The 21265-nt window shown below is 60.8% G+C and carries 21 protein-coding genes and 2 pseudogenes; 19 read left to right on the top strand and 4 right to left on the bottom strand.

Features of this window, described 5'->3' with window-relative positions; all coding sequences use genetic code 11:
* Window positions 1–147: 147 nt before the first annotated feature.
* A pseudogene (locus AC4CWF_RS25525) lies at window positions 148–519 on the top strand (glycoside hydrolase family 130 protein); the annotation flags it as partial.
* Window positions 520–660: 141 nt separating this feature from the next.
* Here AC4CWF_RS25525 and AC4CWF_RS25520 read toward each other — a convergent pair.
* Window positions 661–1599 carry a LysR family transcriptional regulator gene (locus tag AC4CWF_RS25520; protein WP_491286680.1) on the bottom strand — a complete coding sequence of 313 codons (939 nt, stop codon included), beginning with the start codon at window positions 1597–1599 and terminating at the stop codon, window positions 661–663.
* A 124-nt stretch (window positions 1600–1723) separates the two neighbouring features.
* Between AC4CWF_RS25520 and AC4CWF_RS25515 the strand changes: the two genes are divergently transcribed.
* From AC4CWF_RS25515 to AC4CWF_RS25460, 12 genes are all read left to right on the top strand, one after another.
* Window positions 1724–2563, top strand: a complete 840-nt coding sequence (locus AC4CWF_RS25515; RefSeq protein WP_491286679.1) for a transporter substrate-binding domain-containing protein — start codon at window positions 1724–1726, stop codon at window positions 2561–2563.
* 134 nt (window positions 2564–2697) lie between these two features.
* The gene (locus AC4CWF_RS25510; protein ID WP_491286678.1) at window positions 2698–3396 is read left to right on the top strand and encodes an amino acid ABC transporter permease; all 699 of its coding nucleotides are present in this window, start codon (window positions 2698–2700) and stop codon (window positions 3394–3396) included.
* Window positions 3396–4106 (top strand): amino acid ABC transporter permease, encoded by a 711-nt coding sequence (locus AC4CWF_RS25505; RefSeq protein WP_491286677.1) that lies wholly within the window; start codon window positions 3396–3398, stop codon window positions 4104–4106. Before AC4CWF_RS25510 ends, AC4CWF_RS25505 begins: the two co-directional genes overlap by 1 nt.
* Window positions 4103–4834, top strand: a complete 732-nt coding sequence (locus AC4CWF_RS25500) for an amino acid ABC transporter ATP-binding protein (protein WP_491286676.1) — start codon at window positions 4103–4105, stop codon at window positions 4832–4834. Before AC4CWF_RS25505 ends, AC4CWF_RS25500 begins: the two co-directional genes overlap by 4 nt.
* 26 nt (window positions 4835–4860) lie before the next feature.
* Window positions 4861–5535 (top strand): 4-carboxy-4-hydroxy-2-oxoadipate aldolase/oxaloacetate decarboxylase, encoded by a 675-nt coding sequence (locus AC4CWF_RS25495; protein ID WP_491286675.1) that lies wholly within the window; start codon window positions 4861–4863, stop codon window positions 5533–5535.
* Between the two features lie 265 nt (window positions 5536–5800).
* On the top strand, window positions 5801–6196 hold the full coding sequence (locus AC4CWF_RS25490; protein WP_491286674.1) for an acetyl-CoA carboxylase biotin carboxyl carrier protein: 396 nt from the start codon (window positions 5801–5803) through the stop codon (window positions 6194–6196).
* Window positions 6196–7584, top strand: a complete 1389-nt coding sequence (locus tag AC4CWF_RS25485) for an acetyl-CoA carboxylase biotin carboxylase subunit (protein WP_491286673.1) — start codon at window positions 6196–6198, stop codon at window positions 7582–7584. Before AC4CWF_RS25490 ends, AC4CWF_RS25485 begins: the two co-directional genes overlap by 1 nt.
* A complete protein-coding gene (locus tag AC4CWF_RS25480) occupies window positions 7584–7976 on the top strand; it encodes an acetyl-CoA carboxylase (RefSeq protein ID WP_491286672.1) in 393 nt (130 codons plus the stop codon). Before AC4CWF_RS25485 ends, AC4CWF_RS25480 begins: the two co-directional genes overlap by 1 nt.
* Window positions 7973–8680, top strand: coding sequence for a 5-oxoprolinase subunit PxpB (gene pxpB / locus AC4CWF_RS25475; protein ID WP_491286671.1), 708 nt, complete (start codon window positions 7973–7975; stop codon window positions 8678–8680). The genes AC4CWF_RS25480 and pxpB overlap by 4 nt, the downstream gene beginning before the upstream one ends.
* Entirely contained in the window at window positions 8677–9672 is a 996-nt protein-coding gene (locus tag AC4CWF_RS25470) for a 5-oxoprolinase subunit C family protein (protein ID WP_491286670.1), read from the top strand. The genes pxpB and AC4CWF_RS25470 overlap by 4 nt, the downstream gene beginning before the upstream one ends.
* A 17-nt stretch (window positions 9673–9689) precedes the next feature.
* On the top strand, window positions 9690–10457 hold the full coding sequence (locus AC4CWF_RS25465) for a 5-oxoprolinase subunit PxpA (RefSeq protein ID WP_491286669.1): 768 nt from the start codon (window positions 9690–9692) through the stop codon (window positions 10455–10457).
* Window positions 10458–10504: 47 nt separating this feature from the next.
* A complete protein-coding gene (locus tag AC4CWF_RS25460) occupies window positions 10505–11707 on the top strand; it encodes a pyridoxal phosphate-dependent aminotransferase (RefSeq protein WP_491286668.1) in 1203 nt (400 codons plus the stop codon).
* Window positions 11708–11713: 6 nt separating this feature from the next.
* On the opposite strand, the gene nac is transcribed toward AC4CWF_RS25460, so the two are convergent.
* The gene (gene nac, locus AC4CWF_RS25455; protein ID WP_491286666.1) at window positions 11714–12631 is read right to left on the bottom strand and encodes a nitrogen assimilation transcriptional regulator NAC; all 918 of its coding nucleotides are present in this window, start codon (window positions 12629–12631) and stop codon (window positions 11714–11716) included.
* A 251-nt stretch (window positions 12632–12882) separates the two neighbouring features.
* Here nac and AC4CWF_RS25450 point away from each other — a divergent pair, with 251 nt between their 5' ends.
* The 6 genes and pseudogenes from AC4CWF_RS25450 to AC4CWF_RS25425 all read left to right on the top strand — a co-directional run.
* Window positions 12883–13656, top strand: coding sequence for an SDR family oxidoreductase (locus AC4CWF_RS25450; RefSeq protein ID WP_491286664.1), 774 nt, complete (start codon window positions 12883–12885; stop codon window positions 13654–13656).
* The gene (locus AC4CWF_RS25445) at window positions 13653–14360 is read left to right on the top strand and encodes an amino acid ABC transporter permease (protein ID WP_491286662.1); all 708 of its coding nucleotides are present in this window, start codon (window positions 13653–13655) and stop codon (window positions 14358–14360) included. The genes AC4CWF_RS25450 and AC4CWF_RS25445 overlap by 4 nt, the downstream gene beginning before the upstream one ends.
* Window positions 14357–15118: an amino acid ABC transporter permease gene (locus AC4CWF_RS25440; RefSeq protein ID WP_491286660.1), complete on the top strand. Its 762-nt coding sequence runs from the start codon at window positions 14357–14359 to the stop codon at window positions 15116–15118. Before AC4CWF_RS25445 ends, AC4CWF_RS25440 begins: the two co-directional genes overlap by 4 nt.
* Complete coding sequence (locus AC4CWF_RS25435; protein ID WP_491286658.1) at window positions 15115–15879, top strand: amino acid ABC transporter ATP-binding protein; 765 nt, start codon at window positions 15115–15117, stop codon at window positions 15877–15879. Before AC4CWF_RS25440 ends, AC4CWF_RS25435 begins: the two co-directional genes overlap by 4 nt.
* Before the next feature lie 29 nt (window positions 15880–15908).
* Window positions 15909–16745 carry an ABC transporter substrate-binding protein gene (locus AC4CWF_RS25430; protein ID WP_491286656.1) on the top strand — a complete coding sequence of 279 codons (837 nt, stop codon included), beginning with the start codon at window positions 15909–15911 and terminating at the stop codon, window positions 16743–16745.
* Between the two features lie 202 nt (window positions 16746–16947).
* Window positions 16948–17222 (top strand): annotated as a pseudogene (locus AC4CWF_RS25425) (IS6 family transposase); the annotation flags it as partial.
* A 126-nt stretch (window positions 17223–17348) separates the two neighbouring features.
* Here the strand turns inward: AC4CWF_RS25425 and AC4CWF_RS25420 are convergent.
* Window positions 17349–18143, bottom strand: coding sequence for a DeoR/GlpR family DNA-binding transcription regulator (locus tag AC4CWF_RS25420; protein WP_491286654.1), 795 nt, complete (start codon window positions 18141–18143; stop codon window positions 17349–17351).
* 3 nt (window positions 18144–18146) lie between these two features.
* The gene (locus AC4CWF_RS25415; RefSeq protein WP_491286652.1) at window positions 18147–21008 is read right to left on the bottom strand and encodes an FAD-binding and (Fe-S)-binding domain-containing protein; all 2862 of its coding nucleotides are present in this window, start codon (window positions 21006–21008) and stop codon (window positions 18147–18149) included.
* Between the last annotated feature and the right edge of the window lie 257 nt (window positions 21009–21265).

The following is a 21265-nucleotide window of genomic DNA, read 5'->3' as shown; positions in this document are numbered from 1 at the left end:
CGCATCAGGTTGCGCTCGGCCTAACCTCTGTCTGACAAAGCTCTTCATGCTGCTTTTCAGCGTGGTTCAAAAATCTTGGCGACCAATGCTGCCTTGTCTTGCAGGAGAAAGCGACCACAGGGCTGTTGCATGACATCAGGCCCACCACTCCTGATGAAGCCGGAATTCGCTTGGCAGTTCGTCCAGATTGGCAATTGCGGCTCCCCCGTTGAGATCGAAGAGGGATTGCTGCTGTTCACCCATGGCGTGGGGCCGATGCGGCGCTATGCGATCGAGGTGACGCTGCTCGACAAGCACGACCCGAGCATCATCTTGTCGCGCACGGTCGAACCCCTGCTGCAGCCGGAACCGGCGGAGCGGGAAGGCTATGTGCCGAACGTCGTCTACTCTTGCGGTGCCATGCGGCACGGCGATCTAATCGCCCTGCCATATGCGGTCTCGGATACCTATTCCAACTTAACCACGATCAAGATCAGCAGGCTTCTGGAAAGGATGCATCCCACCGGGACAGCCTTGTGAATGCGGAGGGCAGGTGGGTCATGTCACCCGGCGTCCGCCAATGAGCGTCCAGCAATTGAAACGCGTCTTCCTCGATGACATTCTGCCCACCTGGAGCAAATCCGGTTCGACGTGTCAATCGGCACGCAATGCAGCCGTCGATCATTTGCCTGCCGCGGTCACCTGCGGCAGGCAGGTCCAGTGGCCTTCCTGCGCAAGCCGCCCGACCACGCCGAGCAGGATCCTGCGCACTTCAATGACGGCGCGGGTCGGCGGATGATTGACCGGCATGTCGAGCACCAGCCGCCGCGTCAGGTTCGGATGCGACAGCGGGACAGCGGAAAGATTGCCGGTCTCGTGATCGGCATAGACGGCGCCGCGGCCGAAAATTGTCAGCCCGTGTCCGGCGCGGATCGCCGCCTTGGTGCTGGCAACTCCCTCGATTTCCCGAACGATGTTCAGTTCCCGCCCCAGCATCAGCGCCTGCCGTTCGAGCAGGATGCGGATGCCGTGCCGTCGTGTCGGCAGGATCAGCGGCAGGCCAAGGGCCTCCTCGACCGTCAGAACCTCACCGGTCGAAAATCGTCCCTGCGGCCCCAGCGCATAAAGGGTCTCGTCAAAGAGCGGGACTGCCGTCGACTTGGCGACACTCTCGAGTGTCACGGCAAGATCGTGAACGCGGGTTTCCACCGCGGCACGCAGCGCTTGGCTGTCGCCTTCGCTGACCGTCAGGCAGATCTTTGGGAAGCGCGCGGCGCATTCCTCGATCACGGGTACCGTCAGCGTCGGGCAGATGGAACTGAGAATGCCAAGGGAAACATCGCCGGTTGGATATTTCGCCTGCTCCTTTGTCGCCTGCTCGGCCTGGTCCATTGCGCGCAGAATTGCCTGCGCATGCGACAGCAGCGTTTGCCCTGCCTCCGTCACCACCGCGCCTCTTGGGGTTCGGTTGAGCAGTTGCACCCCCAGTTGTTCCTCCAGGGCGCGCATATGCGAGCTAAGCGCTGGTTGTGCGACACCGAGTTCGCTGGAGGCTCGTGTGAACGAGCCCAGTTCGGCGATCTTGGCGAAATAGCGCATTTTCAGAAGGTCGAGTGCCATTGAACGTCCCCCATTGATATAACGAAGCAGTATAACAGATATCTTCAATATCTATTTGTTTGAATAGGGGGTGGTGCCTACAAATGCGTTCTGCAGCGGGAGGATGCTGCGAGGAGGACCAACCATGAGACTGAAGCACATTCTGGCTACCGCCGTTTTTGCCGGCGCCGCTTGCCTTTCGACCCTAGCTTCCGCCGAGCAGCTCGATGACATCAAGGCGGCGGGCACGTTGAACTGCGGCGTGCTGACCAATTCACCGCCGCTCGGATTTCAGGATCCCAAAACGCGTGAGCCGGCCGGTTACGAAATCGAAATCTGCCAGATGCTGGCAAAATATCTCGGCGTCACGCCGAAACTGACCGCAGTCTCGCCGCAGACCCGTATGGCTGAACTCACGCAGGGGCGCGTCGATATCCTGGCTTCGCTGTTGAGCTACAGCAAGCAGCGTGCCGAGCAGGTCGATTTCAGCGGCGCCTACATTGCCGAGGATTTCAACTTCGTGGTGCTCGACAAGTCCGACATTGCCAAGGTCGACGATCTTGCCGGCCAGCGCATCGGCCTCGTCAAGGGTTCGGTTCTGATCCCGATCACCGAAAAGCGCATTCCCGACGCGCGCGTGCTGTCGTTCGAAACCAGCGCCGCATCCTTCCTTGCGCTGCAACAGGGCAAGGTGAAGGCCACTGTTTACCGGTATTCCGAGGGCAAGGCCGTCGAGCGCAATGCCGGCGCTGAGATCAAGCCGCTGCGGTTTCTCGACGAACCGCTGCTGTCGATGCCATCAGGTTTTGCTTTCCGCAAGGGGGCCCCGGAATTGGTCAAAGCAACCAACACCTTCCTCGCCGAACTTGAAACCTCCGGTGAAGGCCAGAAACTCTATGACAAGTGGTTTGGCAAGGATTCCGAGTTGAAGGCCGAGCGCCGGTTCGAATTCGGCAAGCCGCAGGAAACCTGGTTCAAGGAATAGCCTCAAGCGAAAGCCGTCTGGCGGGCCGCAGTGCCTGCCGGGCCAAACCTCCGATGATGACCGGCATGAAGAGTGAGCGCGGATGCCGGCTGTTCGTTTGAACGGGGCGATGCGCGAGGGTGAGACTGTATCCCATGGGCTATCAACTTGATTTCAGCAAAGTCCTGCAGGGGGATTATCTCGATCTCATCCTGCAGGGTCTGCAGACCACGATGATCCTGTTTGCGATCTCCTGGGTGCTCGGCTTGCTGCTGGCGGTGTTTCTCACCGTCGTTCGTGCGATCGACTTCAAGCCGACGCAGTTTCTGGTCGCCGCCTTCGTGGAATATCACCGCAATGTGCCAATCCTGATCCAGCTGTTCGTCTGGTATTTCGGCTTTGCCGTGGTTCTGCCCGATGCCGTCAACGACTATCTCAACGATATCGGTGCGGAGATCGGTTATGCGATCGTCGCGCTTGCGCTCAACAAGGCCGCCTATATGTCGGAGGATTTCCGCAGCGGTCTTCGCTCGATCCATCCGGCGCAGATGGAGGCCGCCCGTTCGATCGGGCTTACCTATCTCGGTGCTATGCGCTGGGTGATCCTGCCACAGGCTTGGCGGCTGGCGCTTCCGGCGCTGCTCGGCCAGACGCTCATTCTGTTCAAGGGCACAAGCCTTGCGGCCGGCATCGGGGTTGCCGAACTGAGCTACCAGGCGCGTTATGTCGAGGAGCAATCCTTCCGTATTTTCGAAGCCTATGGCCTCGTGACGCTGATCTACATGCTGATCTCATTCGCGATCATGTGGGGCTCCTCGGTCCTGTCCACGCGTTACCGGCTGAGGGTGAAATAATGCTCGAGATCCTGCAGAACTACGGCATCCTCTTGCTGATCGGCGAATTTCCGCACGGCAAGCTCGGCGGCCTGGCCATGACGCTGATCATCTCTTTCGTCAGCCTGATCGTCACCTTTCCCTGCGCCATCCTGATCGCACTTGCGCGCACCGGCAATTCCAAGCGGCTGAAATCTCTCGCCAGTGGGTTCGTCCACTGTGTGCGCGCCATCCCGCTGCTGATGCTGATCTTCTGGGCCTATTTCGCGCTGCCGGTGGCGATCGGCTTTCCCATTGACGCGACCTATACGCTGATCATTGCCATCGTGATCTATCAGACCGCCTATCTCGGTGAGATTATCGCGGCGGGCATCGAAGGGCTGCCGAAAGGCCAGCTGGAGGCTGCGAAGTCGCTTGGCCTCGGCTACATCCCGACGACGTTCAAGGTCGTGCTGCCACAGGCGCTGTTCAACGTCGTTCCCGGCATCGTCAACCAGCTGACAACGATCATCAAGGAATCGTCGCTCGGTTCGATCATTGCCGTGCCCGAGCTGTCCTATGCCATGCTGCAGGTGAACTCGAACGAGGTGACCAAGCCGCTGCAGATCTTCGGCATCCTGGCCGCCACCTATTTCGTCCTCTGCTTTGCGCTCAGCCAGGCTACCGGCCTGCTTGAAAGGCGCATCGCCAACCGCCGCACCGGGCGGGTTATCGTGGAGGCCGTGGCATGATCGAGTTCCAGAACGTTTCCAAATGGTATGGCGCCCTTCAGGTCATCCACGACATCAGCGCCACCGTCGAAAAGGGCACGACCATCGTGCTGTGCGGCCCGTCCGGTTCCGGCAAATCGACCTTGGTGCGTACCGTCAACAGGCTGGAGCCGATCCAGAAGGGCCTGATCACGCTTGCGGGCAGGGACATCCACGCAAAATCCGTCAACGTCAACGCGCTGAGAACCGGCATCGGCTTCGTCTTCCAGCAGTTCAACCTGTTCCCGCATCTCTCCGTCATCGACAATGTCATGCTGCCACTGCGCCGCCTGCGCGGGCAATCGCGAAAGCAGGCCTTGGCGCCGGCCATGCTGATGCTGGAGCGCGTGGGCCTCGCCGACAAGGCAGCCTCCCTGCCGGCAGACATTTCCGGCGGCCAGTCGCAACGCGTGGCGATTGCCCGGTCGCTGATCCTGAAGCCCGACGTGCTGATCCTCGATGAACCGACCAGCGCGCTCGACCCGGAAATGGTCAGCGAGGTGCTGAAACTTCTCAAGGAGCTGTCCGGCGGCGGCATCACCATGATGTGCGTCACCCACGAAATGGGCTTCGCGCGTGAGGTCGCCGATCGCATCTGGTTCCTGAAGAAGGGCCGGCTGACCTTCGATGCGCCCCCGGACCTGTTTTTCTCAAAGGACACGCACCCCGACGTTCAGGGGTTCATGTCCGCCATTCACCGCCACCACTGACATCAAAAATCGATACGGAGATCACCATGATCCACATCAAGCAGGTTCCAGAGCGCCCGAGCAAGGACGACATCGCCGCATTGGCACCGTTCTCACCGGCCACCATCCATGAGGCGCAGGGTCGTCGCGGCGCGCTGTCGTCGCGCATCAAGCCGGTCGATTACCGGATGAAGTTGTGTGGTCCGGCGTTCACCGTGAAAAGCGCCCCGCGTGACAACATCATGCTGCAACTTGCCATCAACTATGCCAATCCGGGCGATATCATCGTTGTCTCCGGCGGCGAATACGAGGAGGCCGGCTCGTTCGGCGACGTTCTCGCCAATGCCTGCCTCGCCAAGGGCATCGGCGGCCTCGTCACCGATACCGGCGTACGCGATACCATGCAGTTGCGTGACCTCGGCTTCCCGGTGTTTTCGCTCAGCGTCTGCATCAAGGGCACGGTCAAGGAAACGCTGACATCCGTCAACGATCCGATCATCGTCGGCGACGAACTGATCTACCCCGGTGACATCATCGTTGGCGATGCCGATGGTCTGGTCGTCGTGCGCCGCGCAGAGGCACAGGAGGTCGCAAAGCTGTCGCAGGCCCGCGAAGATGCCGAAGCCGGCTTCATCGCCGCCTACAAGGCCGGCAAGTCGGTAATCGAGGTCAGCAATCTCGAGCCGGTGCTGAAAGCCAAGGGCTTCAAGTCCGACATCTGACTCCATCCGAGAAGACGAGAACGCGTCAGGCCTCCTGGTTTGCCGGCGCGTTCTCGGCCATCCGCGTGGCGCAAAGCGTCGCCGGCACTGTGAGCCCCTTTTTCCCCAATTCCCCGCTGCGCAAACGGCGGGTCGAGAGAGACCCGGAAAAGCGCTCCATCAAAACTTCGTCTGACCCCATTGCCCAAGCACTGATGTACTCAGAATGGCGCCTGACGCTGTCTCTGCCAGCGGAAATACCGGCGGCCTTGTGCATGGGTGACGTATGGACCTCTCGAAAATCAAGACGTTGATCGACTTCGTCGGCCAATCGAACATCACCGAACTCACGGTCACCCAAAAAGACACGACCGTGCGGATCTTTCGCAACGGCAGTCCCGCAGAGGTGAAGCCTGCTGCCGGCCCGACCAAAAACTTAGCCAATACAAATACGTCTGTATCCTCGCCGATCTTCGGCCTGCTGCACACGGCGCCGGCACCCGGTGAAAAGGCCTTTGTGGCGCTCGGCGATGCCGTCGTGGCCGGCCAGACCCTGTTTATCGTCGAGGCAATGAAGGTGTTCAACAGCATTGCCGCGCCGCGCGCCGGGCGCATCGTCAGCCTGCTCGCCGCCGATGGCGCGGAAGTCGAGGTTGGTGATCTTCTGGCGGAGATCGCCTGATGTCGCAGGTTGCGCGCGAAAACACCGACAGCAAGCTCGGTTTCGACACTGTTCTGATTGCCAACCGCGGCGAAATCGCCCTGCGCATCCTGAAAGCCTGCAAGGAACTCGGGCTGAAGACGGTGATGGTCTGTTCCGAGGCCGACCGGCAGGCAAGTTATGGTGAACTTGCCGACACATTCCTCTGCATCGGACCTTCCAGCGCCGGCAAAAGCTATCTCAACAAGGATGCGATCCTGCTCGCAGCACGCATGACCGGCGCCGGCGCGGTGCATCCGGGTTACGGGTTTCTGTCCGAGAACGCCGCATTTTCCAAAGCCGTGGAAGATGCCGGCATGGTGTTCATTGGCCCGACGGCGCAGTCGATTGCGACGATGGGCGACAAGATCGCCGCAAAGACCGCGATGATCGCAGCCGGCGTGCCCTGCGTGCCCGGGCCGGATTCCGAACTGCCCGAAGACCGGGCTGCGGTCGAGGCCATCGCTGCCGGCATCGGCTATCCGGTCATCGTCAAGGCGGCCGGTGGCGGGGGCGGGCGCGGCATGCGCGTGGTGTCGGACGCAAGCGCCCTGCATGAATCGGTTTCGACGACGCGCGAGGAAGCCCGCCAAGCCTTCGGCACGCCTGCGCTCTACATGGAAAAATTCCTGCAACATCCGCGTCACGTCGAAATCCAGGTTCTGTGCGATGTCCATGGCAACGCCGTCTGGCTCGGCCACCGCGATTGCTCGATGCAGCGCCGGCATCAGAAGGTCATCGAGGAAGCGCCTGCGCCGGGCATTCCGCGTGAGATCATCGGGCCTGTCGCGGATGCCTGCGTCACGGCCTGCCAGCAGATCGGCTATCGTGGCGTTGGCACGTTCGAGTTCCTCTACGAGGACGGCGGGTTTTATTTCATCGAGATGAACACCCGCCTGCAGGTCGAACATCCGGTGACGGAAATGACCAGCGGCATCGACATCGTGCAGGCGCAGATCAGGGCGGCTCAGGGCATTCCGCTGACGCTATCACAAAATGATGTCGTGACCGAAGGCCACGCCTTCGAATGCCGGATCAATGCCGAAGACCCGGACACGTTTCTGGCGTCTGCCGGCACGATCACCGGTCTGCAACTTCCCTCCGGCCCCGGCATCCGCGTCGATACCCATGTGCATGCCGGCTACAAGGTGCCACCCTATTACGACTCTCTGATCGGCAAGCTGATCGTTCACGCGCCGACCCGCATGCAAGCAATTGTCCTGATGCGGACAGCGCTGGTGCACACGCAGATCGAGGGCATTTCCACCAATCTGCCGCTCTTGCGATCGCTCTTCAAGGACGAAGGTTTTGCAGCCGGCGGTACGGACATTCACTATCTCGAAAAATGGCTGAAGCGGCGGAGCCTTTGATGACCGATCTCAATCTCAGTGATCCCGCCGTCATCGCCGCAATTTCCGAAGCCCTGACGAAGGCCGGCGTCGATGGCATCGAGATCGAGCACGACAGGCAGAAGCTACGCATCGTGGTCGAACATAACGGCGTTGTTTCGGTACTGGCTCCCGCGGCAGGACGTGCGCAAACCAGTCTCGCAAAAGCGCCACTGGCCGGCATGTTTCAGGCGGTTGAAGGTCCGTTGCCCCGTCATGTCGTGGCAGGCGAAAATCTCGGATTTGTCCGGGTCGGCCCGATCCTGCTGCCGGTCAAGGCCGCCAAAACTGGCGTCCTGATCCGCGCTCTGGCCGAGCACAATGCACTTCTCGGCTATGGCGATCCCCTCTTCGAAATCGAGCTGAATTCATGAATTCCGCATCGCATTCCGTGACCAGGTCGACGCTCGGCTCTCCTCTCGTGCGGGAGCGGGTCCATATCTCGCCGATCGGCAGCCGCGCCTTCCTTATCGAAGCGCCGGGTGGTTTCGATCTGGCGACACAGCGCCGGATCTGGGCACTGACGCAAGATGTCGGCCATTGGGACGACGTCATCGAGACCGTGCCCGGTATGACCAACCTGCTGGCGATCTTCAGGGCTGTCCCGGAGGATCCGCAGTCCGTGGTGGCACGGCTTTCCGATGCGTGGGATCTTGCACAAAGCGTGGATCTCCAGGGCAAAACGATCGAGATTGCGGTGACCTATGGCGGTGAGCACGCGATCGATCTCGGCTCGCTCTGCGATCTTTCCGGCCTCAGCGATCGGGAAATTATTCGCATCCATCACGAGGGCACCTATACCGTGTTTGCACTCGGCAGTGCCCCGGGTTTCGGTTACCTGCATGGGCTTGATCCGCGCATTCACATGCCGCGCAAGACCGTGCCGTCGCTGAAGATGGAAAAGGGATGCGTCACCATCGGCGGCATGCAGACCGGCGTTGCCGTGCTCACCGGCCCGAATGGCTGGAACTCGATCGGCTTTGCCGACCTGCCGATGTTTGACCCGACTGCTGCAACGCCTGCCATCATGGCACCCGGCGATATCGTGCGTTTTATCCCGGAAAGGATCGAGCTGTGATCGAGGTGATCGACACCGGGCCGCTGAACACCATCCAGGATCTCGGCCGCACGGGGTTTCGCGACATCGGCGTGACCGTCAGCGGTGCGATGGATCCACTGGCCTTGAAAGTGGCCAATCTTCTGGTCGGGAATGAAGAGGGGGCTGCGGGCATCGAACTGCAGACGTTTCCGTTCCGGGTTCGTTTTCGAAGACAGATCGCCGTTGCCGTCACCGGCGGCGGCAATGCCACGCTGGATGGCGTTGCCATGCCGCCCTGGTGGGTCCAGACGGCGCAGGCCGGTCAAGTCCTTGAAGTGACGCCGGTTGGCGGATCGGCCCGTGGCTATATTGCCTTTGGCGGCGGAGTGGACGTTGAACTCGTGATGGGCTCGCGCAGCACCTCACTGCGGGGTGCCTTCGGCGGCATGGAAGGTCGGGCGCTGAGAAAGGGCGATCTGCTTCCTCTTGGTGATGCGCCGGTCTCCGATTTGGCGATGACCGGCTTCGGTGTCGTTGCCCCGATGCGCGAAATGGCCTCGCTGTTTCCCGTGGCGCAGGATGGCACGGTGCTGATCCGGGCGCTGCCCGCCGGCGAGCACGACCTGTTCGGCACCGATGCAGAGCGGTTCTGGCGCCAGACATGGAAAATTTCCGCCCAGAGCGACCGCACCGGATACCGGCTTGCCGGCGATCCCATCCACCCGGTAGCGCCGGTCGAGATGCGCTCGCACGGCATTGTTGCCGGCGTCGTGCAGGTGCCGCCGGCCGGTGAGCCGATCATCCAGATGAGTGACGCCAATACCGCCGGCGGCTATCCGAAGATCGCCGGCATCGTTGAGGCAGATCTGTGGCGGCTTGGCCAGGCACGCGCCGGCAGCCGCCTGCGTTTTGTGCGCTCCAGCCATGCCGAGGCGCGGGCCCTCGACAAGGCCATGACCGATTATCTCGACGATATCAGGGCGACATCGCAGATGGTCGCGCGTGCCCTGAAGGCCATTGCCGGCCATTGAAATCCGGGGAGAGCGTGATGAAGATCGACTTGAATTCCGACATGGGCGAGGGCTTTGGTCCCTATCGCCTGTGTGATGATGAAGCGATGATGAAGGTGGTTTCCTCGGCCAATATCGCCTGCGGTTTCCATGCCGGCGATCCGGACACGATGGCGCGCATGGTGCGGCTGGCCAAAGCCAATGGCGTTGGCATCGGTGCGCATCCGGGCCTGCCGGACAGGCAGGGTTTCGGCCGAAGGGAAATGCCCTTCTCCAATGACGAACTGCGCCAGCAGATGCTCTATCAGCTGGGTGCGCTCACAGCCATTGCGAAGGCCGAACAGGTGCCGGTGGCCCATGTCAGCTTTCATGCGGCCATGGGCAACATGGTCAACCGTGATCCCATTCTTGCCGACCTGATGATGGATGCGATCCGCACCATCGACCCGGGCCTCATCGTGTTTGCCATGCCCGGCAGCATCATTGCCGATGCGGCTGCCCGAGCCGGCTTGAAATTGCTGCTGCTTTTTCTGGCCGATCGCGCCTATGACGGGGAGGGCAGGCTTGTTGCCCGCGGTCTGCCGGGTGCCGTTATCAAGCAGGAAGAGGCCCTGCGCGCCCGCGTCCGGCAGTTCCTCAAGGACGGAACGGTGACCACCATCGAAGGCGCGACGCTTGCCGTGCCGGCCCGGTCCATTCTCGTCCACAGCGATACACCCGGATCGCTCGAGCTTGCGCGGATCGTTCGCAGCGAGATCGAGGCGACAGGGGCGGTTCTCGCCCCGGCCTCTCAGATCGTCGCTTAGGCCCTCGTATCCATCCTTTTATTCAACGCGACCGAAAGCCAAGTCCGATGCCAACAATCGCCGATCGTCTCAAGAACGTCTCCATTTCCGCTTCCGCCGCAATGACGCAGCGCGCGCGCGATCTCGCCGCGCAGGGCGTCAACGTCATCAGCCTGTCGGCCGGCGAGCCGGATTTTGCCACGCCGTCGAATGCCATAGAGGCCGCCCATGCCGCAGCGCTTGCCGGCGACACCAAATATCCGTCGATGGACGGCACGCCGGCCCTGAAGGCTGCGATCTCGCGCAAGTTCAAGCGCGACAACAATCTCGATTATGATGCAAGCCAGATCATCGTCTCCGGCGGCGGCAAGCAGGTGATCTTCAACGCCATGCTGGCGACGGTCAATCCGGGCGATGAAGTGGTGATCCCGACGCCCTCGTGGATCAGCTATGCAGACATCGTCAAGTTTGCAGGCGGCATTCCCGTGCCTGTTGCCTGCCCGCAGCAGGCGGGTTTCAAGCTGCGCGCCGAAGATCTCGAAGCAGCGATTACCCCGCGCACCAAATGGCTGTTCCTCAACTTTCCCAACAACCCGACGGGTGCTGCCTGCTCGCGTGAGGAGATGAAGGCGATTGCCGATGTCATGCTGCGCCATCCGCACGTCTTGATCATGACCGACGACATCTACGAACACCTGATCTACGATGATTTCGAATTCTGCACGATCGCCGAGGTGGAGCCGCGTCTTTATGACCGCGTTTTGACCATGAACGGCGCCTCGAAAGCCTATGCGATGACCGGTTGGCGGCTCGGCTTCTGCGGCGGTCCGAAGGATCTCATTTCGGCGATCAGCAATGTCAACGGCCAGAACGGCGGCGGCACGGCAACCGTTGTGCAGGCAGCAGCCGTCGCCGTGCTTGACGGTCCGCAGGATCTTTTGAAGGAGCGCGCCGCCATCTACAAGCAGCGCCGCGATTTCGTGCTGTCGCAACTTGCCGGGATCGATGGCCTGCGTTGCCACAAACCGGAAGGCGCCTTCTATATTTTCCCGAACATGTCCGGCCTCATCGGCAAAACCTCGAAGGCCGGCCACAAGATCGAGACCGATACGGACTTTGTCATGGCGCTGGTCAACGAACATCATGTCGCAACCGTGCAGGGAGCAGCCTATGGCATGAGCCCGTTCTTCCGGATTTCCTACGCCACAAGCATGGAAAAGCTGACCGAGGCCTGTGCCCGCATCAGCCAGTTCTGCTCCGAACTGCGCTAAACGCTGCTATTGGCCGCGCGGCACCTTCAGGCGCGCGGTCAGTTCCAGCAGGATGTCGCGCACCGCAATGGCCGGTTCTGACAGCGACACACCGTCGGCCACACACAAGGACAGCGTCTCGTCAATCCGCGGCGAGACCATGCGGCAGATCAGCGGCTCGCCGGACTCGGTCAGGATACGGTCGGCAATCGCCCTGGGCATGATCGTCGCGCCAAGCCCGGCACTCACGGCCCGCGTCAAGGTCCGAACGATTTCGACCTCACCCACCACTTTCAGATTAACCCGGCTGCGGGTGAAGGCCGTATCAACCGCGCGCCTGACGAAATTATAGGCCGGCGGCATCAGCAGCGGCAGACCATCGAGTGCGGAGACGTTGATCGGCTTGTCACCGGCCTCGATGGCAAAATCGGGATGCGCAACGAGAAAGAATTCCTCGCTGAGGATCGGCTCGAACTTGACGCCCTTGATCGGACCGGTTCCATGGATCAGCGCCATTTCCAGCCGGCCGGTCATGATCATCTGGCTATAGGTCTGGCCGACGCTTTCCGTGAGGTGGAGCAGGATGCCCGGATGGCGCTTGCGGGTTTCGGCAAGCAGGTCGACCGATAACGTCGCTGCGCTGCTGAACGGCACCAGACCCACCGAGACGCGGCCTGCCAGTGAATTTCCAGCGGCCGAAGCGTCCGCCTGAGCCTGTTCCATCTGCCGCAGGATGATCTGCGCGTGGCGGTAAACGGCATGTCCGGCATCCGTCATACTGACGCCCTGCTGGCTGCGCAGCAGGAGTTTTTGGCCGAAATGTTCCTCGAGGGCGACGATCTGCTGGCTGAGAGCCGGCTGCGCGACATGCAGGATATCTGCGGCACGCGTAATGCTGCCGGTGTCAACAATAACGATAAAGGATCTAAGCCGTCTGATATCCATCGCGCTGCAGTCTGCCGTTCCATATAGCTCACTGGCCGGAATCGCCGTTACGTCTTCGCTTAAGTTAAAATCAACATATTTCAAATGCTTACGAATGCTATGGGATTTTTCTGCAAAAATAACGGTCATTTTTGCGGTGCGACTGCACAACTCTTCGCCGCCATAAGGCTTGCTTATCGCTCCAAAGATAATCGGTCTTATTCAGGCTGCGCAAGTTCCAGTAGGGTACTAAAAACAGACGGGGAATAAGAATGTCATTTTCCGATTACAGGACCGCATTGGTCACCGGAGCGTCGTCCGGAATTGGCGCTGCTGTCGTTGAACGCTTGCGCCGGGAGAATATCGAGGTCCACGCTCTCGCCCGCAGCGCAGAGCCGCTGCAGAAATTGGCGGAAAAGACCGGCTGCATCCCGCACGCGATTGATGTGACCGACCGCGCGGCACTGGCAGAACTTGCCGGCCGCATCGAATTCGACATCCTCGTCAACAATGCCGGTGTCGACCGCCCGAAGAAATTTCTCGAAGCCGACGAGGGCGATATCGACCTCATCGTCGACGTCAACCTGCGCGCCGTTCTGCATCTCTGCCGCATGGTCGTGCCGGGCATGGTGGCACGCGACAACGGTCACGTCATCAACATCTCGTCGATCGCCGGCGCTTATAATTTCGGCGGCAATTCCTCCTATCACGCCACCAAGGCGGCGGTCAGCATGCTCTCCAACCAGCTGCGCATCGATGCCTTCGGCAAGCGGGTTCGCGTGACAGAGATCTGCCCGGGTCGCGTCGCCACCGATATCTTCACCCATGTCCATGGCAACGACCCGTCGATCCGTGAACGCTTCATCGATGGTTTCGAGTTGCCGGAAGCCTCCGACATTGCTGACGCGATCGCCTATGCCATTGGCGCACCGATCGCCGTCAATATCGGCCATATGGAAATTACCCCGACGCTCCAGGTGATGGGCGGCCTGCAGACGGCGCGGCCGGAAACGCCACGCGACACATCCGCGGTCTCAAAGCCGTGAGCGGGTTCGATCTCTCGGCAATCCTGACCAATCCCGAGTATATCTCGATGCTTCTCCACGGCATCGAGATGACTTTCGTGATTGCGATCGGTTCCTGGCTGCTGGCAATGGCGCTGGCGATCCTGCTTCTGGCCCTGCGGTTTTCGCCCGGTCGTTTCGGCAACGCATTTGTCGCAGGTTACGTCTCCTACCACCGCAATGTGCCGACGCTTGTGCAACTGATGCTCTGGTATTTCGGCATTTTCACGCTGATGCCGGATTGGCTGACCTCTTGGCTGGCCGGCCACAATGCCGAGGCGATCTTTGCCGTCATCGGGCTTGGTTTGTGCCAGGCGGCCTATTTCAGCGAGGACCTCCGGTCCGGCCTGCGCGCCGTTAGTCCCGGGCAGATGGAAGCGGCAAGGGCGCTCGGCCATGGTTATCTGTCGGCCATGCGCTTTGTGATGATGCCGCAGGGGGTGCGCAATGCGCTGCCGCCGCTGATCAACCATAGCGTCTCCCTGTTCAAGAACAGCAGCCTGGGCATAGTCATCGGTGCCTCGGAACTGACGCATGCGGTGAAGGAAGTCGAGAATCTCAGCTTCCGCACCTTCGAGATCTATCTGATCGGCACCGTCCTCTACCTGTTCTTCTCGCTCATCATCATGGGCCTCGGCGCTTTCCTGTCGATGCGCGCAGATCCTGTCCAGAGGGCACGGGCATGATCCACGACATGATTGCGATTTTCCAGGACTACTGGCTGCTGCTGTTGATCGGCCAATATCCCAATGGTCCGCTCGGCGGTCTTGCCAATACGCTGATCCTGTCGGCGCTCAGCATCGCGCTCGCCTTTCCGGTCAGCATCCTGATGGCGCTGGCACGGATTTCCAAATGGCGCCTGCTGCGCTGGCCGGTGACCGTGCTGGTCTATGTGACGCGCGGCGTGCCGCTGCTGATGCTGATCCTGTGGAGCTATTTTTTGGTGCCGCTCGTCACCGGAGCCGATGTGCCGAGTTTCGTCACCATGCTGACGACGCTGGTCATCTACCAGGGTGCCTTCCTCAGTGAAGTGGTGCGGGCGGGCATCGTGTCCTTGGGCCATGGCCAGATGGATGCGGCAAAGGCGCTCGGTCACAGCTATCTGGGAGCAATGCGCTACATCATCCTGCCGCAGGCGCTCTACAACATGATCCCGAGCATCCTCTCAACCTTTGTGTCGACTATCAAGGACACGACGCTGGGTTACGTGATCAACGTTCCGGACCTGACGTTTGCGGCCAGCCAGGTCAACAACCAGCTGCTGACCCAGCCCTTCCAGGTTTTTCTCATTCTGGCGATTATCTATTACGCGATCTGCTGGAGCATCACTTTCCTCGCCAATCGCCTGGAGCGCCGGATCACCCGCAAGCGCGCAGGTCTCGGGGGAGGCCGCGCTGCTGAAGCCCTGGCCATGCCCGCCAAAATCGCATCGGAGCAGCTATGACAGGCACAGCATCGCCGCAGGATCCAACTGCGATCCGGATTTCCAAGGTTTCCAAGACATACGGCACCTATCAGGTTCTCAAGGAGATCGATGCCGAGGTCGCTCGTGGTGAAGTGGTGGTCGTTTGTGGCCCCTCGGGGTCCGGCAAATCGACGCTGATCCGCACCATCAACCGGCTGGAAGAGATCAACAGCGGCTCGATCCTGTTTGATGGGCAGAATATTCATGCGCCGATGAAGACCAGCGCGCTCAACCAACTGCGCAGCCGGATCGGTTTCGTCTTCCAGAGCTTCAACCTGTTTCCGCATCTGTCGGTGGTCGAAAACGTCTCCATGTCGCCGATCCGCGTCAAGGGGGTGCCGGCTCATCAGGCGCATGACAAGGCGCTGCTCCTGCTCGACCGTGTCGGCCTGGCCGACAAGGCCTTTTCCTATCCGGGCCAGCTTTCCGGCGGCCAGCAACAGCGCGTGGCAATTGCCCGCGCCTTGGCCATGGAGCCGCCGGTGATGCTGTTTGACGAGCCGACCAGCGCGCTTGACCCGGAAATGGTTGGCGAAGTGCTGGCGGTGATGAAGAGCCTTGCCGCTGAAGGCATGACGATGCTGTGCGTGACCCATGAAATGGGTTTTGCCCGCGATGTTGCCGACCGCATCTGGTTTATCGACGCCGGCCGTATCCTCGAAATGGCGACGCCGGAAGAGTTTTTCAGCAATCCCAAACATCCGCGAGCGCAACGCTTCCTCGCAGACCTCAGACACTAGAACTTCAATAATAATCAAAGGAGAACAGCATGAACATGAAATGCATCAGTCTCGGCCTTGCCCTTGCGGCAGCAGCTTCGGTTGCTCCTGCCCATGCCGACCAGCTTGCCGACATCCTGTCGAACAAGACACTGCGTTGCGCCACTTTCGCTGACGTTCCGCCGTTTGCCGCGCCGGACCCGAAGACCCGCGAAATGGCCGGTTTCGACGTCGACCTCTGCAATGCTATCGCCAAGCAGCTCGGCGTCAAGGCCGAGGTCAAGCCCGTCTCCGTGGAAGCGCGCGTTCCCGAAGTCAAGCTCGGCCGCGTCGACATTACCGTTGCCAACCTTGCCTATACGCTCAGCCGCGCCGAACAGATCCAGTTCAGCGATCCCTATTATCTCGCCAAGGAAATGCTGATCGTTCCGGACGAGGACCCCGGCAAGTCAAAGGCCGATTTCGCCGGACAGCGTATTGCCTCCACCAAGGGCTCGACATCGGAAATGTCGATCAAGCTCAACAAGTCCGAACCGCTGACCTTCCAGGACACAGCGTCCGCCTATCTCGCCGTACAGCAGGGCAAGGCCCGCGGCATGGTCGCCAACACGATGACGACGACCAAGTTCGTCAACGAGTCGCAGACCAAGGGCAAGAAAATGCGGATGATCCAGGATCCGATGCTGTTCCAGCCGATCGGCATCGGCATGGCCAAGGATCAGCCGGCGCTGACCGCCAAGATCAACGACGTGCTGCACACGCTCGATACATCAGGCGAACTTGGCAAGATCTGGGACAAGTGGCTCGGCCCGGACACCGAGTACAAGATCGTCCGCAACGACAAGGTCGTTCCTCTGAGCGAGCTGAAATTCGATCCAATTCCCTGATTTCGTTGGGGGACTAGGCCGGATCCTTAGTAGTTGAAGGGCGCAGGTTTCTGCGTCCTTTTCTAGTGTTAAACCAATTCCCGGGTGCGATGCACTTCTGTGCGGTGATGTCACGGTAGCGCCTTGTGAGGAGCGGCTGCGGTAGACGCATATGCATGAACACCTCGCCATCAACTAAAAGCGGCATCGCTTCCCACCCCAGATCATCGCCCATGCCGCATGGCTCTACTTTCGGTTTCCGCTCAGTCTGCGCATGGTCGAGGATATGCTGGCAGCTCGTGGGGTTATCGTCTCTCATCAGACCGTGCGACTCTGGGCTGAGAAATTCGGCAGGCACTTCGCCAATGATATCCGGAAGCGATCGACCGACTAGCTCGGCGAAAAATGGCACCTTGACGAGGTGGTAATCACGATCTCCGGCAAGAAAGCTGGCTTTGGCGCGCAGTCGATCAGGACGGTTTTGTCCTCGACGTTCTCCGCATGAAGCCAACGGAGAATCTTCGCAAGCTTTGCCTGATGCAGTGCCGGCATGACCAACCTGCCCCGCAAGCCGACCACAAAACCGTCGAACGGTATCTGAGTTCAGTGCAGAACGCGCCATGGTCATGTCCGCTGGGAGACGGCTGAACCGGCCAGGATCACATCCACGCCAGCTGCGGCAAGTGCGGTAGCCATTTCCAGAGTGGGAGGGCTGTCAGTGACCAGTCGCGTCACCTCTGTCAGGCCCGCCACCTCGAAGACGGCCGGACGACCAAGTTTGTCATGATCGGCCAGAACGGTTACGCTCTGCGCCTGTGCAATCATGGCGCGTGCCATCTCGGTTTCCCGCAGGTCGTAGTCCATAATGGCGCTGGTGGTGATCGCACCGACGGTCAGAACGACGTGCTCGGCTTTGAAAAAAGCGGTCTGCGCGATTGCCATCGCCCCCAAAGTCTCACGGCCTTCTGCGGCCACTTCGCCGCCGACTAAATAGACTCGGTGGCGCATCTGCGCCTTTGCCAGAATCCGGGCGATCTGCGGAGAATTGGTAATCACCGTCATGTTGCGCCGCCTTGCCAGAGCCTCCGCAAAGGCGATCGTGGTCGAACCAGTGTCGATAAACAGCACTGAGCCCTCGGCGAACAGGGATGCGGCCTGTCGGGCGATGGCGGCTTTTTCCGCCTTCCGTTCATTCATGCGCGCGTCGAACTCGCTCTCGTATAAGGAGGCCTCCTTGAATTTCAGGGCGCGCGCGCCGCCATGAAATTTTCGGATGTGGCCGCCGATGTCGAGATCGGAGAGATCCCGCCTGACCGTCTCGCGCGAGGCGCCAAAGCGTTCGGCCAGGTCCTCGACGGTGACTTCGCCGATTTCTTCGAGAACCCGAAGAATTGCCTCACGTCTGGCTGCCGGTCTCATCGTCTATCCCTTCATGGTCGCAGGCGCTTGCAGCAACTGCCGTAGCAAGGAGACCGGGTGTTGCAGCTCGATGCCGGTGACATGCCTGGTCTGACATCGGCAGGAAAAGCCCGTGGCCAGGATGGCGTCTACGTCGGGCGCAGTCGCCGCCTTCCAGCTATGGTGAAAAATCTCGTCCGACTTGGCACGATTGACAGTTTCATGCCCCCACATTCCCGCCATGCCGCAGCACCCGGTGGGAGGCATGTGAAGCGAGATGCCGAAACGATCGAAAATAGCGCGCCACTCGGCGGTGACGCCGGTACCGAGAACCCGTTCGCTGCAATGGGGAAGAAGCCGCACTGCCATTTGCGACGTCCGGGCCGGCAGCGCGGCAATCAGCGGCGCGAGCAGTTGCTGCGGCAGCGCCACGGCCGGCGTGTCATCGGGATAATCGGTGCGATAGGAGAGTGTCACCGGCGGCTCGAGCCCCATCAGCGGCACGCCGCTTGCAGCGATCGCCTTGAGGCTGTCCTTTTGCCTTTCCGCCTGGCGGGAAAATCCGGCCAGCCGTCCGAGGACCTTCCGGGCCTTGCCGGAAGGTCGATAAGGGGCCAGCCACAGTTTTTTCTGCAGGTGGGTCACGACGAAGTCGAGATCCGCAACGACCTGCGGCTCGAAAAATTGGGTAAAAGCGTCGGGCACCAAAACCACGTCGATCTTTGGGTCTAGCCCAGCGATATCGGCATGTTTCAGCCAGCGAAGCCCTCGAACCTGTTTCGGCATGCTTGGCAGCGCCGTCAGGCCGATGGCGGACATCAATGCCGCGCCGGGGCCCTCGGTCATCAGATTGAAACCCCAGCGGAATTTCGCGGCAAGCGGAAGCAGGCCTTCCAGATGGGCGAGCGCGGTGTCACGTAAGGACCGGCGATGGCGCCGATAAAAACTGTTGAGAAACAGCGATCGGATGGAGGGTACGTCGACACGCACCGGACATTGGCTGGTACAGGCCCCGCAGCTGAGACAGCCGTCGATCGCCTGCTTGACCTCGATTTCGAACTGCGGATCGGCGCGACCCTCCGGGCCGCCTTGCCGCAACCATTCGCGCACCAGCCCGACCCGCCCCTTCGGCGAATGTCGTCGGTCGCCGGTGACCTTGTAGGAGGGGCACATGACGTCATCAAGGGTGCGGTTGAAACAGGCACCATTGCCGTTGCAGCCGAACGCGGACGCATATTCGATGCGCAGATCGGCCGGCACGGTGCGGTCGTTCTGGCCGCGCAGTGCGACCTCGTCGATCCTCCACAAAGGCCCGTTGTCGGGCGTCGCGATCTTGCCGGGGTTCATCTGGTTGCGCGGATCGAAGGCGGCCTTGATCCGCTGCAGCGACGGGTAGAGCGGGCCAAAAACCTCGGGCACGAATTCGGAGCGGACGCCTTTGCCATGCTCGCCCCAGAGAAGGCCGCCATGGCTGCGCGCCAGCGCTTCGACGGCTTCGGTCACGCGCCGGATCAGCGGTTCCTGGGCGGGATCGGTGAGGTCGATCGCCGGGCGCACATGCAGGACGCCGGCATCGACATGGCCGAACATGCCGTAGGCCAGTCCCTCGCGATCGAGAATCGCCCGGAAACCGGCAATGAAGGGCTCGAGGTTTTCGGGCGGAACGGCGCAGTCTTCGACAAAGGGGATCGGTCGCTTGTCGCCGACGGCGCGTCCTAGCAGGCCAACGGCCGCCTTGCGCAGTCCCCAGACCAGCTCGACCTCGCGGCCGTTGGCAACCGTCATTGCCAGCCGCGCGGGCAGGCCTGCAAGTTGTGTCACCAGCGCTGCAATCCGCTCGGCAAGCGTTGCCGGATCGTCGTCGGTGAATTCGACGATGTTGACCCCTTGCGCACCGGCCTGCGGAAAAAGATGTGCGACGGCAGAAAAGGTCGGCTCCTCGCGCGCCAGGCCGAGCACGCGGCTGTCGATGGTTTCGACCGACGTGGCGCCGAGCACGGCCATTTCGCGCGCATCCCGAAGAGCCGACTGGAAATCGGGGTAGAAGATCAGGATCAGCGAGGCTGCCTTCGGAATGGGCAGGACATTCAGCCTCGCCTGGGCAATCAGTGCCAGCGTGCCTTCCGAACCGCATAGGACCGCCGCTGGATCGATCGTGTCGCCCTCACGGATATGGGCAAGGTCGTATCCCGTCAGCGAACGGTTAAGTTTCGGAAACCGCGCCTCGATCAGCTCCGCCTGGCTGGCCGAGATATCGTCGAGACAAGCGAGAATCTCGCCGGCACGGCCGCTGATCGTCCGGTCGAGCGGCCCCCGGCGGGTTTCCAGGATCTCGCCACCAACCAGCACAGCACGCAGGTTGATGACATGGTTGGACGTCTTGCCGTAGACGCAAGACCCCTGTCCGCAGGCATCGGTGGAGATCATGCCGCCAAGTGTCGCGCGTGACGAGGTCGACAGTTCCGGGGCAAAGAACAGGCCGAGCGGTTTCAGTGCTGCGTTCAGCTGGTCCTTGATGACCCCGGGCTCAACCCGTACCCAGCCTTGTTCAGCGTTGATTTCGAGGATCCCGGTCATGTGGCGCGAACAATCGACCACCAGGCCATTGCCAAGCGACTGGCCGTTGGTGCCCGTGCCGCCGCCGCGTGGGCGCAAAACGATGCCGTGGAAACGCGGCTCGTCGAGCAAACGTGCGATCAGAACGAGATCGTTCTCGTCCATCGGCCAAGCCACGGCATCCGGCAGAAGCTGGTAGATCGAATTGTCCGTCGCCAAAACCACACGGTCCGATGCCGCGACGGTCGCGTCGCCACGGAAACCCTTCGATTTGAGGGTGTCTACGAAGGTGTTGTAATCCGCGGATTGCAGGAGGGCGGGAGACGTCACTTACGTTACCTCGGCACAAGAAATGCGATCACAGCGCCGCATGCGATAATTCATGAGCATCTGAATGTGGGCGATTTGACCCACCGATCTCCGTCACTATCACGATTAATCGGCACACAAAACAACACATTCAGTCAATAAAATGACCGAACGTACAATTTGTTCTCGTCAAACAGCGATGACGACGGTAATCATGGGCGACGTTCTCGGCTGACCGCCACTCGAAGGTGTGGGCTGACAAGGAGACCGCTTTTGGT

Source organism: Neorhizobium sp. PAMB6630 (assembly GCF_058242775.1).
This window is presented reverse-complemented; position numbering and strand designations above follow the sequence as displayed.